Annotated in this window: 7 protein-coding genes and 2 tRNA genes; 3 read left to right on the forward strand and 6 right to left on the reverse strand. The window is 34.4% G+C overall.

The genetic code is table 11. From position 1 onward, the window contains the following. Positions 1 to 19: 19 nt before the first annotated feature. Both serA and JST55_13730 read left to right on the forward strand, forming a co-directional pair. Positions 20 to 1906, forward strand: coding sequence for a phosphoglycerate dehydrogenase (gene serA / locus JST55_13725; protein MBS1494569.1), 1887 nt, complete (start codon positions 20 to 22; stop codon positions 1904 to 1906). Positions 1907 to 1911: 5 nt separating this feature from the next. Further along, a complete protein-coding gene (locus JST55_13730) occupies positions 1912 to 3006 on the forward strand; it encodes an aminotransferase class V-fold PLP-dependent enzyme (protein ID MBS1494570.1) in 1095 nt (364 codons plus the stop codon). Here the strand turns inward: JST55_13730 and JST55_13735 are convergent. The 6 genes from JST55_13735 to JST55_13760 form a co-directional block, all read right to left on the reverse strand. After that, the gene (locus JST55_13735) at positions 2999 to 7774 is read right to left on the reverse strand and encodes a PAS domain S-box protein (protein ID MBS1494571.1); all 4776 of its coding nucleotides are present in this window, start codon (positions 7772 to 7774) and stop codon (positions 2999 to 3001) included. The two genes, JST55_13730 and JST55_13735, sit on opposite strands and share 8 nt — an antisense overlap. 70 nt (positions 7775 to 7844) lie before the next feature. Continuing rightward, positions 7845 to 8864: an aminotransferase class I/II-fold pyridoxal phosphate-dependent enzyme gene (locus JST55_13740; GenBank protein MBS1494572.1), complete on the reverse strand. Its 1020-nt coding sequence runs from the start codon at positions 8862 to 8864 to the stop codon at positions 7845 to 7847. 60 nt (positions 8865 to 8924) lie between these two features. Then, entirely contained in the window at positions 8925 to 11399 is a 2475-nt protein-coding gene (gene gyrA / locus JST55_13745; protein MBS1494573.1) for a DNA gyrase subunit A, read from the reverse strand. Positions 11400 to 11449: 50 nt separating this feature from the next. After that, a tRNA-Ala gene (locus JST55_13750) sits at positions 11450 to 11522 on the reverse strand. A gap of 93 nt (positions 11523 to 11615) precedes the next feature. Beyond that, a complete protein-coding gene (locus tag JST55_13755) occupies positions 11616 to 12290 on the reverse strand; it encodes a metallophosphoesterase (GenBank protein MBS1494574.1) in 675 nt (224 codons plus the stop codon). Between the two features lie 12 nt (positions 12291 to 12302). After that, positions 12303 to 15584, reverse strand: coding sequence for a hypothetical protein (locus JST55_13760; protein ID MBS1494575.1), 3282 nt, complete (start codon positions 15582 to 15584; stop codon positions 12303 to 12305). 167 nt (positions 15585 to 15751) lie between these two features. Here JST55_13760 and JST55_13765 point away from each other — a divergent pair. Continuing rightward, positions 15752 to 15826 (forward strand) — tRNA-Asn (locus JST55_13765). Positions 15827 to 15829 lie beyond the last annotated feature (3 nt).

Raw genomic sequence — 15829 nt, forward strand, 5'->3', positions numbered from 1 at the left:
TTGACATCTTACAGAATCAATGGATACTTATTATTTTTTCGATTTCGACAGCACGTTTACAAATTCAGAAGCGCTTGAAGTTCTTGCATCAATTTCACTGGAAGGAAATCCGGAGAAAGATAAAATACTGAATGAGATTTCTTCCATTACTACGAAGGCGATGGAAGGCAAGATGGATTTTTCAAAGGCGCTTGAGCAGCGAATTAAATTACTTAATGCAAACAGAAACCATCTTGAAAAACTCGTATCTGTTCTGAAGAAAAGTATTTCTGTTTCCGTAAAGCGCAATAAAGAATTCTTTAAAAAGAATAAGGATTTTGTTTACATTATCTCCGGAGGATTTAAAGAGTTTATTATACCTGTTGTAAAGAGTTACGGCATTAAAGAAGAAAATGTGTATGCCAACGATTTTAAGTTTAACAGCAAAGATGAAATTATCGGATTTGATAAGAGCAATATTCTTGCAAAAGACAAAGGAAAGATTAATCAGTTAAAGAAAATAAATGTAAACGGTAACGTTTACGTTATAGGAGACGGCTATACTGATTTTGAATTAAAGAAGGCAGGACTTGCAGATAAATTTTTTGCTTACACGGAAAATATTTCAAGAAATTCAGTCACAAAAAACGCAGACCATATTACCCCGTCTCTTGATGAATTTTTATTTTTAAATAAATTACCTATGGCAATATCATACCCCAAAAACAGAATTAAAGTTTTACTCCTGGAAAACATTCATCAGAATGCAGTTAAGATATTCAGAAATGAAGGCTATCAGGTTGAGCATATTAAAAAAAGCTTATCTGAAAATGAACTTGCAGAAAAAATAAAAGATGTCTCGATCTTAGGCATACGTTCAAAAACTCAGGTAACGAAAAAAGTCTTAGCTAATGCAAAACGATTATTAAGCATAGGTGCATTTTGTATAGGTACAAATCAGATTGATTTGGACGAAGCATTGATAAAGGGAGTTGCTGCATTTAATGCTCCGTTCAGCAATACAAGAAGCGTTGTTGAGCTTGCGCTAGCCGAGATAATAATCTTAATGCGTAACATATTTCCTAAAAGTAATTCACTTCATCAGGGGCTCTGGGATAAAAGCGCTAATTTCTCCAATGAAGTAAGAGGTAAAAAGCTGGGTATAATAGGTTACGGAAAAATAGGTTCGCAGCTTTCAATACTTGCAGAAGATTTAGGAATGGATGTTTACTTTTATGATAACTCAGATAAGCTTGCACTTGGCAATGCAAAGAAATGCAACTCACTTAAGGATTTACTAAAGATATCCGACGTAGTAACTCTTCATATAGACGGCAGCAAGCATAATACGAACTTCATAGATGAAAAAGAGTTTAAGCAGATGAAGAAGAGCACTATATTTTTAAATCTAAGCCGTGGTCACGTTGTTAATCTTGATGCTCTTATAAAAAATATCAAGAATGAAAAAATACGCGGGTGCGCAATTGATGTTTTCCCTTACGAGCCTGAATCCAATGATGAGAAGTTCTATTGCGAGCTGCAGAATCTTCCGAATGTAATCCTTACTCCGCACATTGCAGGAAGCACTGAAGAAGCTCAGGAAAATATCGGTGAGTTTGTCCCGACTAAAATTATAGATTTCATAAACAACGGTAACTCAGTATTCAGTGTGAACTTCCCTGAACTGAAACTTCCCTCTTTTGAAAATGCTCACAGGCTAATTCATATTCATGAAAACGTGCCGGGAATTCTGGCACAGATAAATACAGTATTCAGCAAACGCAACATAAATATCATAGGGCAGTACTTAAAAACAAATGAGAAGATCGGCTATGTAATAACTGACATCTCAAAAAAGTACAATCCCGAGTTAATAAACGATTTAAAAGATATTAAGCATACAATTAAATTCAGAGTTTTATATTAAGCGTTATGGAACAAAAGAATAAAAAATATTTAACATGCGGACCTACTGAGTTATTTTCTATAGTGCGTGACTACATGATTGAAGCGTTAGATAAAAAGCTTCCTTCGATTTCTCATAGAAGCAAAGACTTTGAAGTTATCTTTCAGTTTACTGTCAGTGAGTTAAAAAAGTTAATGGAGATACCTGATGATTTTATGATTTTCTTTTCCAGCTCAGGTACTGAATGTATGGAAAGAATTATTGAGAACTTAGTTAAAGAGTCTTCGTATCATTTTGTTAACGGTTCGTTCTCAGAAAGATTTTACAAAACAGCTCAGGAATTAAAAAAGAATCCTATACTACATAAAGTTGAGTTTGGCGAAGGATTTGATTTTGATAACATAGATATTCCTGATAATATAGAGCTGATATGCATCACACAAAACGAGACAAGCTCAGGGGTTGCAGTCCCTATGAAAAGGATAAGCGAACTTAAAGATAAATATCCCGATAAGCTAATAGCGATAGATGTTGTTACTTCTGCACCTTATCAGAAAATTGATTTCGCCAAAGTTGACGTTGCATTTTTCTCTGTGCAAAAAGGATTCGGTTTACCTCCCGGACTTGGAGTGACTATCATAAGAAAGTCCTGCATAGAAAAAACTATTTCTCTTAAAGAGCAGAATTACAATATCGGCACGTTCAATAATTATATTGATGCTGCGGGATACTTCAATAAAAATCAGACAACTGTTACTCCGAACACATTAGGAATTTATCTTCTGGGCAAAGTTGCAAATCACCTTAATACAATCGGAAAAGATAAAATAAGATTTGAAACGGAAGAGAAAGCAAGATTGCTCTATGATTATTTTTACACAAGAAAGGATATGCAGCTCTTTGTGAAAAACCCTTTTGACCGCTCTAAAACAATTATAGTTATCGACTGCTTTGATAAGCAGAATGCTGTTAAAAAATATCTATCTGATAACGGATTTATAGTAAGCTCAGGCTACGGGAAATATGTTAGCAACCAGATAAGGATTGCAAATTTCCCGATGCATACTGTTGAAGATGTAACTAAGCTGATTGAATTAATTGACGTTAAAGAATTTAACTGATGCGGTATGGCATAGATATTGTAACTTCCGTTCCTTTATTTTCCTGTGAGTGAATTTCTATTTTGCCCTGATGCATTTCAACTGCGCGTTTAACAATTGTTAAACCTAATCCGGTACCCGAAAGATTTCCGACATTGCTTCCTTTGAAGAACGGCTCCATCAATCTTTGCTTATCGCTATCGGGAATTCCAATACCTTCATCACGGACCTTTATTATTATGTTACCTTTTTCCATGTAAGCTTTAAAGCTAACTTCAGTATTTGGTTCAGAGAACTTGAAAGCATTGGATAATATATTTTCAATTCCCTGTCGAATAATTTCAGCATCAACATTTGCATCCATTGGAAGACCCTGAATATCAATTTTCAGACTTGGATGCGATTTCTTAGATTCTCTCTGTAGCAAATCATCAATAAGATTTTGAAGGAACACATTTAAATCAATCGGAGCAGATTTCAATTCAAGCTTACCTGTATCGGATTTACCCATGATAATAATATCATTTAGCATCTGATTCATACGCTTCACGCTTTCCTGTATTCTGAAAATATTTCGCTGACGTTTATCTTCGGCTAAAGTCTCTCCGTACTTCTCAAGTATCTCAGCAGAGCCTAATATAGCTGTAAGCGGAGTTTTGAATTCATGCGATGCCATAGTTACAAACTTGGAACGGAGCTCAGATAATTCTTTTTGCTTTTCAAAAGAGAGTTGTATTTCACGCTCTGCTCTTTTTCTTTCAGTAACGTCAGATAAAAATGCTAGCACTGCTCTGTCACCGCCCCAGTTAATTAGAACTGCATTAACTGAGAAATATCTTACAAGTCCTCGTTTAGTTATAATACCATAGGTATAAACATTGGAATCCATTTCACCTTTTAACTTCTTCATGTGGTTTATCAGCGCAAGCTCTCTGTCTTCTTCCTGTATGAAATTCAGGAATTTTGCATAGTGAATTTCCTCCTGAGAGTACCCGAGTAAATCAAAAGTCTTGGGATTAGAATATTTTATCAAACCATCCTGCAGCACAAGTATTGCCTCGCTTGCGTTTTCAACAAGCAGCTTATACTGCTCTTCACTTGCGCTTAAACTTTCTTCAGCTTTCTTTCTGAATGATGCTTCAAGGCTAAGTGTAAGCATTGTTGAAATCGATGCAATGAAATCTTCTTCCGCAACTGAAAGAGCTTTGATCTGATTTGTTTCTTCAAGACAAATTATTCCGTAAATATCTCCGCGCAGCCATACGGGAATATCCATTATATATTTAATGCCAAGCGGTTTAAGATAATTATCAACTATGCCTGTATTTTCATCTCCCTGAGCATCATTTGACTGAAGCTTTTTATTGCTCCTTAACGCATAGTAATAATCATCAAAGTTATCTGCTACACCGGGAAAAGTTGCCGGAAGAACAGTAGTCTCTGAAACTTTATCGAATGAATTTGTTTTCTGTATGTAAAGCTTTTTACATCTTAACTTCTTCTGTTCTTTATCAAGAATCCAGAAACTTACTCTGCTTATATTTAACGTCTGCGATGTAGCCGTCAGAATTTTTTCAAGTGAAAGATTGAAATCGGACTTATCAATCTGCGAAAGAACAAGTAACACATTTCTATGTTGTAGAATTACCTCAAGATTTTTCTTATCATTTTCTTCCCGTGTCTTTCTTTCGATTGCAATTGAAATCTGTTCAGATACAAACGTTAATATCTGCATTTCATTTTCACCGTATGTATCTTCCCTGTGGTAATCCTGAATTGCCATGATACCAATAGTCTCACCTTTTATTTTTAAAGGTACACCCATCCAAAGCGGAGCAGGTCTTCCCGTCTGTTCTATTTCACCTGAACGGATCAATTCTTCACTTACACTTCTCGGAGATAAAAGAGCTTTACCGCTCTTGATGACATATTCAGTTATTCCTTTCTTAGCTCTTCTCGGTACAGGGACATAATCAAATTCATCTACATAATAAGGGAAAGTTACGAAGTCATTTTTTTTATCATACAAAGCTATGTAGAAGTTCTTTGCAGGCATAAGCATTCCAATAATACCGTGAATCTTCGAATACAGTTCAGGCATATCTTCCGATACCGGAATAGCTTCTGCAATCTGGTATATTGCTTCCTGCACACGCTCGTATCTTTTTCTTTCAACAATTTCATTTTCAAGCTTTGCAGTTCTTTCTTTTATTCTCTCTTCAAGAAAAGAATTTATCTTTCGAATTTCTTCTTCGCTCTTTCTTAACTTTGCCTCAGCAATTTCTCTTTCATTGATAAGATTAAGAAGTTCCGTTTGTTTTTTTCTTAACCTATTTACTCTATAGTTGTAAGCAGTGTAACTTGATGAAACTATTATTAATAAGATTCCTGTAATGAACCACCAGGTTTTCCAGAATGGCGGAGTGATTTGTATTTTTATTGTGGCGCCGTTCTCATTCCATACTCCATCATTATTTGAACCTTTGACTCTAAAAGTATATGTCCCTGGATTTAAACTTGTATAGGTAGCATATCGCCTGTTGCCTGCATCTATCCAGTCTTTATCAAGACCTTCAAGCTTATACTCAAATTCATTTTTTTCCGGTCGTGCATAATCTAATGATGCGAAATCCAATGTTACAAAATTCCGGTCATAGGGTAAAATCAAAGTGCTCTGAGTTTTAAACATTTCCCAGTACTTTTCTAAATCAGATTCAGGAATATTCTGCTCTATGAGTTTATAATCTGTAACAACAATATTAGGAACGTGTTTATTTTCAGGAATAGAATCTGCATAAAAATAATTTAAGCCATTAATACCTCCAAAAAATAATCTGCCGTCCGATGCTTTATAGCATGCGTTTTGCGTGAACACATTTGATTGTAAACCATCAAGTACGTTATATGTTTTATAATCATTCGTCTGGGGATTAAACTTTATCAGCCCTTTTGTGGTACTTACCCATATGTTGCTTTTATTATCCTGCAGAATTCCGTAAATCGCTTCTACAGATAACTCATAAATATTTTCGAATCTCTTTACGCTTCCGCTGTTCCTATCCAGTAAATTCAATCCCGTGTTTGTGCCAACCCATATATTTCCTGTATAACCTATCGCAACGTAGTTTACTGAGTTATCACTAATTGTGTTTACATCAGTTACTGAATGTTTATAAACTGTAAACTGTCCCGTTTTTTTATCCAGCTTATTTAATCCTTCACCAGTACCTAACCAAAGAAATCCTTCTTTGTCCTGACATATACTCCAGACTTCATTATGGCTTAATGAATTTTTTACATTAGGATTATTTTTATAACCCTGAAATGTTTTTGTAGCAGCGTCGTATCTTTGCAACCCTACACCGTATGTTCCGATCCATATATCACCATCCCTGTCTTTAAACAAACATAAAATAATACTGTTTGATGTCGATGAAGTTATAAATTCATTCTTGATTAATTCATAAGTTCCGGAGTTTGAATTAAATTTTACAAGACCGTCATCGGTTCCAAGCCAGAGAATTCCGGGTGAGTCTTCCAGTATTCCTGTAATACGCTCATAACCTTTTACAACATTTCTTCCAGGCTGAGATGTAAATGATTTAAATACATTCGTCCTTGGGTCATAAAGGTTTAAACCCCCGTCATTGGTTCCTATCCAGATATTTTTTTGGGAATCTTCAAAGATAGTGCGGATAGAATTGCTCGTTAAAGAATTCCTATCATAGGGAATATTACGAAGAATATTAAACTTTATAGTAGAAGGATTATATTTACTTATTCCGTTCCCACGAGTGCCTACCCAAATTGTCGAAGAGTTGTCTTCAAAAATGCATCGTACATCATTGCTTCTTAAGCTTAACGGATTGTTCGGATTATTTACATAATTCTCAAACATTCCATTGCTCTTAACATACAAACCGTTGCCGTAAGTGCCCGCCCAAATTCTTCCTTCTCTATCTTCAAAAATGGTATTAACAACATCCTGATCATTAGTGTATTGGCTCAAAGACGTTTTAGCAAATTCACCTTTTGTTTCATCAAATAGATACAATCCTGTTTCACCGCCTGCATAAAAATCTCCTTTTGATGTAATCAGAATTGAACGGATTCTGTTTGATGATGCATTAGGATTATAATGATTGAATGTTTTTGTATTTGGATTAAATTTATTCAGGCCTTCATCTGTTGCGATCCAGATATTGCCATTATTATCATCCGTAATATCCCAGACTCTGTTATTTGAAAGTGAATTATCATCGTCATTGAAATGCTTATACGTTTCAAATGCATCTTTATCCTTAATATACTTATCAAGTCCTCCGCCGGCAGTTCCAATCCATAAATCCCCGCTTCGTGATTGAAAAATTACCGGTACACGATTAAAAGAAATTGAAGAAGGAACAGAAGGATTATATTTATAAATTATGAATTTTTCCTGAATTGGGTCAAATCGGCAAAGACCTCCGCCCCATGTACCAACCCATATATTACCTTCTTTATCTTCGAAAACTTTGCTTACGTTGTTATTGGGAAGTGATGTCGAATCAGTTGGATTGAATTTATAAACTGTGATGTTGTAACCGTCATATTTATTAAGACCGTCCTGTGTGGCAAACCACATAAAACCTGATTTATCCTGTGTGATGGAATAAACAGCATTATGAGAGAGACCATTCTCTAATGAAATGTTTTCAAATTGTAACTTATTTTGCTGCGAGAATAATTTTCCGGATAGAAATAGAAATGACAGTAATAAAAAATATGATATTTTTTTAGGGGTCCGCATTAAATCTTACGCAAAGATACGAATATCATATTTTATAAAAAATGTATGAAGTGAATTTAAGTTTTAAAACTTACAAATTCTTTAATACGTTTATCGCTTTTGTTACATCTGCTTCTGATAAATCCATATGGAATACTGCACGTATCAAATCATAACTGCCCGATGAAAACAACAAACCTTTTTTCTTCGCAAGTTTCATGAACTCTTCCTTGCTGTGCTTATGAGAACAAAAGACAACAATGTTTGTATGAACGTTCTCAACATCAATTTTATAGTTGCCCGTATCAGCCAGCGCTTTTGCAAATCTCTTTGCTCTTGCATTGTCATCCTTTAATCTCTTCACATTATTATTAAGCGCATAAATTGCCGCTGCGCCTAAAATACCTGCCTGCCTCATGCCGCCGCCTAAAATCTTTCTCCACTTGTGCGCTAAATCAATTGTTTCTGCATCTCCGCATAAAATCGAGCCAATAGGACAGCCAAGACCTTTTGAAAAGCAGAATGAGATTGTATCAAAGTTATATGCGTAATCCTTCAAAGAAATTTTTGTCTCTGCAATTGCATTAAAAATTCTTGCGCCGTCAAGGTGCATCTTAATTCCGTATTCACGCGCAAAAGTTGAAATTGCTTTGATTGTTTTTATGGGAAGTATCACCCCGCCTGCGCGGTTGTGAGTATTTTCTAAACAAATTAATCTTGTCTTTGGAAAATAATATTCATTGGAACGGACATGAGCTCTTACAGTTTCAACATCAAGAATCCCGTTCTCACCTTTTAACTGAAGTAATTGCACATTTGAAATAATTGAAGAAGCGGCAGTCTCATAATTCAAGATGTGCGATTCACTTTCAACTATAACTTCATCACCTTGTATGGTATGAGCTTTTATTGCAAGCTGATTTCCCATTACTCCCGTTGGAACGAAAAGAGCTTTTTCTTTACCTGTAAGCTTAGCGCATTTTTCCTGTAATTCATTTATTGCAGGGTCTTCACCAAATACATCGTCGCCTGTTTTTGCTTTCATCATTGCAGCAAGCATACCTTTAGATGGCTTTGTAACCGTATCACTTCTTAAATCAATATATTTCATTAATGGAATTTTTCAGTTTATACAATTCCCCTCCTTTTGCAAGGAGGGGTTAAGAATTATTTATTTCTCAAACATATTTTCCTGTCCGGCATCTTTATCTTCTTCAACTACGTTTGCAATCGAAGAAATTATATCGCCTTCACCAAGCTTTATCAAACGTACACCTTGTGTAGCGCGTGACATCACTCTTATATCTTTCATCTTCTGTCTTATCAGAATTCCTTTGTTTGTAATTATCATTAAGTCATCTGAGTCAGTAACTTCTTTAATAGAAATTAATTTTCCGACCTTATCATTTGCCTTAATTGTAATAACGCCTTTACCGCCTCTGCCTGTTATTCTGTAATCGCCTAAGTCACTTCTCTTACCGAATCCCTTATCAGTAACAACAAGTATAGTTGCGCTTTGTCTTTGTACAGCAACAAGACCGATAACGTAATCACCTTTTGCAAGATTGATAGCTCTTACGCCTGTAGCAGTTCTTCCCATTTCGCGGACGAGTGATTCATTGAATCTGATCGCCTGTCCGTTGTGAGTTCCGATAAGAATTTCCTGGCTTCCGTTTGTAAGCTTAACATCAACCAATGCATCACCTTTGTTTATATTGATTGCATTGATACCGTTTTTTCTGATATTGGAATAAGCATCGAGCGTTGTCTTTTTGATAGTACCCATTCTTGTTATCATAGTTACAAATAAAGGCTCAGCAAAATCTTTCACCATTACGAATGAACTTACCTTTTCATCGTTCTCTTTTTCAATAAGGTTTACAATATTTTTCCCGCGTGAAGTTCTTGTGCCTTCAGGGATATCATAAACTTTCAGCCAGTAGCACTTACCCTTATCAGTAAAGAACATTATGTACTGGTGAGTTGAACCGATAAACATATGCTCTACGAAATCATCATCGTTAGAGCCTGTGCTTGCAGCGGTTATTCCTCTGCCGCCTCTGCCTTGTGACTTGTAAGAAGCAACAGGAATTCTTTTTATAAATCCTTTATTGGAAATTGTGATTACAACGTCTTCTTCTTTTACAAGCTCTTTCATCATTTCATCGTCTGACTTGCTTGCAACATCGTAAATTATTGCAGTTCTTCTTTCATCACCGTATTTTTCTTTAATCTCCTTAAGCTCTTTTGATACGATATCTTTTCTTAAATTTTCATTTTTAAGAATTGCCTGCAATCTTTCGATTGTTTTAAGCAACTCTTTATATTCATCCTCAATTTTCTTTCTTTCAAGTCCTGTAAGTCTTTGCAGTCTCATATCAAGAATTGCCTGCGCCTGAATTTCAGAGAGCTTGAACTTCTTCATCAATCCTGCCTTAGCAGTCGGTGTATCAGCAGATTTCTTAATAAGCTTAATTATCTCATCGATGTTATCTAATGCAATAATATAACCTTCGAGTATGTGAGCGCGCTTTTCTGCAGCTTCAAGTTCAAACTTTGTCCTGCGGACGATAACTTCAAGTCTGTGCTTTAAGAAATATTCCATCATTTCTTTTAAGCCCAGAATTCTCGGCACACCATCAACTAGTGAAAGCATAATAACACCGAAAGTCACTGACATCTGTGTGTACTTATAAAGCTTATTCATTATCACCTGAGCATTAGCTTCACGCTTTAAGCCGATAACAATTCTCATTCCGTCCCTGTCACTTTCATCGTTTACTGTTGCAATGTCTTCAACTTTTCTTTCTTTTACCAGGTCAGCTATTGCTTCAATCAATGTAGCTTTATTTACTTGGTAAGGAATTTCAGAAATTATAATTGCCTGTCTTCCATTCTTTTCAGTTTCAATCGATGCTTTTGCTCTTAAAATTATTTTACCTCTTCCTGTTTCATAAGCCTGCTTTACAGGTTCGTAACCGTAGATAATTCCTCCGGTTGGGAAATCAGGAGCTGTAATATGCTTCATTAACTCTTTAAGAGTCGCTTCAGGTTTTTTTATCAGATAAATTAAACCATCAACAATTTCAGTTAAGTTGTGAGGAGGAATATTTGTAGCCATACCAACTGCAATTCCGCTTGAACCATTCACTAATAAATTAGGAAGTATGGATGGAAGAACAGAAGGCTCGTTTAATGTATCGTCAAAGTTAGGAGTGAAATCTACCGTATTTTTTTCTAAGTCTTCAAGCAATGTTTCTGCAATTCTTGAAAGCCTTGCCTCAGTATAACGCATCGCTGCAGGAGAGTCACCGTCAACCGAACCGAAGTTACCTTGTCCGTCAACCAGCGGATATCTCAATGAGAATTCCTGCACCATACGAACCATAGTATCGTAAACTGCTTTATCACCGTGAGGGTGATACTTACCAAGAACTTCACCGACAATTCTCGCTGACTTTTTATAAGCTCGGTTTGCAGCAAGTCCTAATTCATTCATGCCATACAGCACTCTTCTGTGTACCGGTTTTAAACCGTCTCTTACATCGGGCAGTGCGCGCGCAACGATAACAGACATAGAGTAATCTATGTAAGATGACTTCATTTCATCTTCAATATTTACGGGAACAATTTTTTCGTTAGCCATTAATTTTTAACGCTTTCTTTATTTATAATTTTTAGGGATTTGTGATTTTGTGGAGTTAGCCGGAATCGAACCGGCGCTCTTTTCATTGCGAACGAAACGCTTTACCAGCTAAGCTATAACCCCTTTGGAATTATGGAAAATACTAATTTTGCAGAGGGTAATCAATGTAAGAATAGTTATTTATTGCAGGTATTTTGCAGATTTTGAGAGTATTTTTTACTCGTGAACATCTATATTATTCAGCTGTAAAACATGCACAACTTCGGCAGTATTTTTATTCATAACAACGGCAGTAAGTTTGTTGCCGTATATACATCCTGTATCAATATTCATGTACCAGTTTTTCTCATAGAGCACTTCATCCTGCGGTGTGTGACCGATAACCTGAAACTTATTAAGCTTTAAAAGCGGCTTTGTTCTGTTCCAGATTATATCCTGTATAGTCGCATCTTTTACAATGCCGGCATGTGAAATTACAATTTTGGGAAGCTCAATCATTACAGGCAAGTTACGCATAAACTCTGTGTGCCCAGTATCTTCAACTGCGCTTTTATAATCGGAGAGTATATATGGTTTCCTGTTTCCCCGGTATGCTTCAAAGGTTGCTTCGCCGCCAATTTTAAAATGATGCTGATAAATTTCTATTAAGCTCTTGTCCGAGTTTCCAATCAGATCAAATGCTTTAAGAAGAACATCTTCGTGATTTCCTCTTATAGTTTTGATATTATTTTCTATAACGAAATCAATTACATCTTTCGATTTCTTCCCGCGGTCAATTAAATCACCTACTGAATAAACTTCATCAGTATATTTTATGAGTTCATTATAAAGAGATGTGAAAGTTAAATAGCATCCGTGAATATCTCCAATGATTCCGACTAATTCTGACATGATATCTTTTCGTTAAAAAATATTTTCCTTGTAATATTTTAGAATTTTTTCGTCAGCGCTTCCTTCAAGTTCTGCCTTAACGGTTTTTTCGTATTTTTTAAATGTAGATTTATAACTTCTCTTATCCCCCACTGATTTATAAATTTTAAGAAGTCTTAAAACCGTATCATCGTCTGTCGGGTCCAAAGCGAAAAGTTTTTCAAGTATTTCTGATATCTTTTTATCGTTCTTTAATTTATCGTAATACTTAACAAGCTTATTTGAATTGTTAAAATAAATTGATTGCAGGTTATCTCTTACGCTCTCAACCCAGTTAAAATAATAATCCTCAAGAAAATTGTTATTATAAAAATCAAATGCTTTTATATTTTCATTTATATCTTTGCTCTCCGCATACTTTCTGAAAGTTTCTATATCAAATTCTATATTAAGCTTGAAAACATCTGATACTAAATGATATTTTTTATCTTTGATAAAAAGCACTTCCTTATCTTTTAATCCCCCGAAAAGATTACCAAGAAAACTTTGTAAAACCTTACGTACTTTATTTACTTCCACATCGATAACTGCTACTAAATTGGCGCTGCGTGTATCTGCAAAAATATCATCCATAATCTTTTCTTTTGTAATTTCCTTTTTAGAAACTGTCTGCAAAAGGAAGTAAAGAAAAATTAATTTCGAGCGCGGCCTTTCCCATAAAGTATCTCCAAGTTCTGTATTATTGATATATATTTTTGTATTATCAAGGAACCTGACTTTGACATCTAAAATAAGATTATCATCCATCTTAAAATTAATATCTTCCTTAAGGAAAATATTCTTCAGATAAGTTTGCTCTATATTATTTTTCAAAGCAAAACGGAATACATCGGAAAATTTAGAAGATTTCGTCCTGAAAATTATATAATTATCATACTCATACTCTTTGCATAATTTTATAAAAGATGTAAACGTAGTTTTAAATTTATTCAAATCATTGCTCAATGTGTACATATAGGATTCAAAAAAATAAATCCTAGCCTGATTCAACAAAGTAAAGTTTGAGACATTTAAAGTGTTAAGTTCTTTAATCGTAGCATTGGCGTTTTTAATATCTTTCAGGAGCAGATAAGCCTCAAGCTTCAGTATTAAGCCTCTTGTTTTAGATACGCTGTATCCTCCGTTAGTTAAAAGATATAAAGTCTTATGAGGAAGATTCAATAAATTGTAACAATAAAGTATAAGAGCGTCTATAAAAAAGATATAATTTTTTAAAAATGTATGCTTCTTAACTGATTCAAGCTGATTGATTGTCTCCCTGTACTCTCCTCTGAAAAATCCCTTAAGTACCGTCTGAAACTCATATTGATTTTTATACGCCTGAAAAATTGTCTTCGATTTTTCTTTATTCTTTTTCGAAAGCAGCCCGTAGAAAATATCATAATCTTTTTCGTTGTAGCTGGCAAAAAGAGCAAAACAAATCTGCGAGTAATTTGTTATATCAAAATTACTTATATCAATATTGTTATAAATAAACTTGATGACTTTCTGACCCGTTTTAAAATCACCATAGTCAAAAAATATCATCATAGAAAAAATATCTTCGATGAACATATTATCGTCTAAAGATATTTCACCTTTCTCAGCTTTGTTTATTAAATCCTCAAAAATAATTTTAAGGCGTGTAATATATTTTTTACTTTTTGAATTTTCACCGGTTGAAATATAGGATTTTATAAGAAGCACAATGAATTGTATTTCCTGCTCGACAGTCAGTTCAAATTTTAATATGTGTTCAGCTATAGCAATATTGGATTTTGAAATTCCCTCTCTTAAAAAATTACAGTTACAAATCAGCATTAGTATCTCAACGTAGTAATTCAGATCTTTTTTCTTGATATATCTCTTATCTATTATATAATTGTTCGATTCCGTCTGAACAAATTTTGATTTGATTATATTGTTCAGATAATCTAAAGTCTTCTCCAGATTTTTCTCTTTATATATAAATGTATTAACATTCAGAAGTATATACTCAAGCGAATTTTTAAAATCGAGATTTTCTATATCCTGAATTTTCTGAAACAATCCCGAAGAGTGAATAAGCAGCAGCTTCTCAGTAGCATTTATTCTTATCCAGCTTTTCAGAGTTTCAAAATCTTTTCCTTCAATCATATAGTTCAGCCCTATGTATTCACTGCGCCAGTCACTATTCTGCAAATAATAATTTCCGAGCTTACGGCAAATATCTTCTGTTTCGCTATGTGTCAGAAGAACATCTGCTTGCTTGATAAGAAACTCTTTGAACAGTTCATGATACTTGTAGGAATCTTCTTCTTTCGTTATGAAGATATTATTATTGAAAAGAGAAATTAACTTATCATAACCGTTCTCAATGCCAAGGACTTCTTCTATATTCTCTTTATCCAGATATTCAAGGAATGATGTCTTTATTAAAAATGATTTTTCTTCGCGTGTAAAGCTGTTAAAAATTTCATTAGTGAAGTAATTAAAAATATCATACTTCGTCTGTAAAATATTAGCTTTTGCAACAGATGAAAAATTTCCTGATAACAGCAGCAGCTGAATTGCTGTAATCCATCCCTCAGTAGCTGAAAGAAATTTTTCAACTTCCATTGTATTTTGGGAAAGGAACTTAGCAAGCTGCTTATTCAGTTTAAGAAAACTTTTTAAATCCTTTGCATCGAATGCAAGCTCATCTTTTTTAATTCTTCCAAGCCAGTTCTTTGCCAGGAATTTAGGATAGTTCATCTTAGTTGCTTCCCGTCTTGATATAAATATCAGGTGTAGTTTTGTGGGAAGATAGTCCAGTAAATAATTTAATGATTCACATACTTCCTCAGAATTATCTACATTATGAAAATCATCAAAGAATATGTACAACTCTTTTTTATGTTCTTCCAGATAAAAATGCAGGTCATTGGCAAAAGATGAAATTATGTAGTTTACTTTTTCAGTTAATGAGAGGTTCTGCGATTTTGAAATAACATTTTTAAGATTATCACCAAATGGAGAATCAGGAAAAGCTTTCTGAAATGCCAGGGATAGCAGAATGAAGAAATTTTCTATAGAATTATCATAGGTAGATAATGAAATCCACATCTTCTGTTCTTTTTTCAAAGAATGATAAAAATCAACAGATAGCGAAGTTTTGCCGTAGCCTGCAGGCGCAGTAAGGAGAATAACTTTCTTCTTTTTAAAGGAAGCAAGCTTTTCCATTAGCCGCGTGCGGGAATAGTAAGTATCCGCTACTTCCGGCACAATTATCTTCTGTGAAAATTCTAAATGGAGCAAATTCTGCTAAAAATGTTCAAATATTGAATTTTGTAAAATATTTCCAACTGTTCAACCTAATAAATAATCTTATATTCAAAATTTTGCAGAAAAAAATTAAATTTTTCTTAAAATGTAGTGAATTCTATATTGCTTAAAATATCAAATATTACTATTTTTAATTTTATTCGACGATAGCTCAATGGTGGAGCATTCGGCTGTTAACCGAAGGGTTGCAGGTTCAAATCCTGCTCGTCGAGCCAAAA

The sequence above is a fragment of the Bacteroidota bacterium genome (assembly GCA_018266835.1).
In the GTDB taxonomy this organism is placed as follows: Bacteria; Bacteroidota; Ignavibacteria; order Tepidaquicellales; family Tepidaquicellaceae; genus JAFDZO01.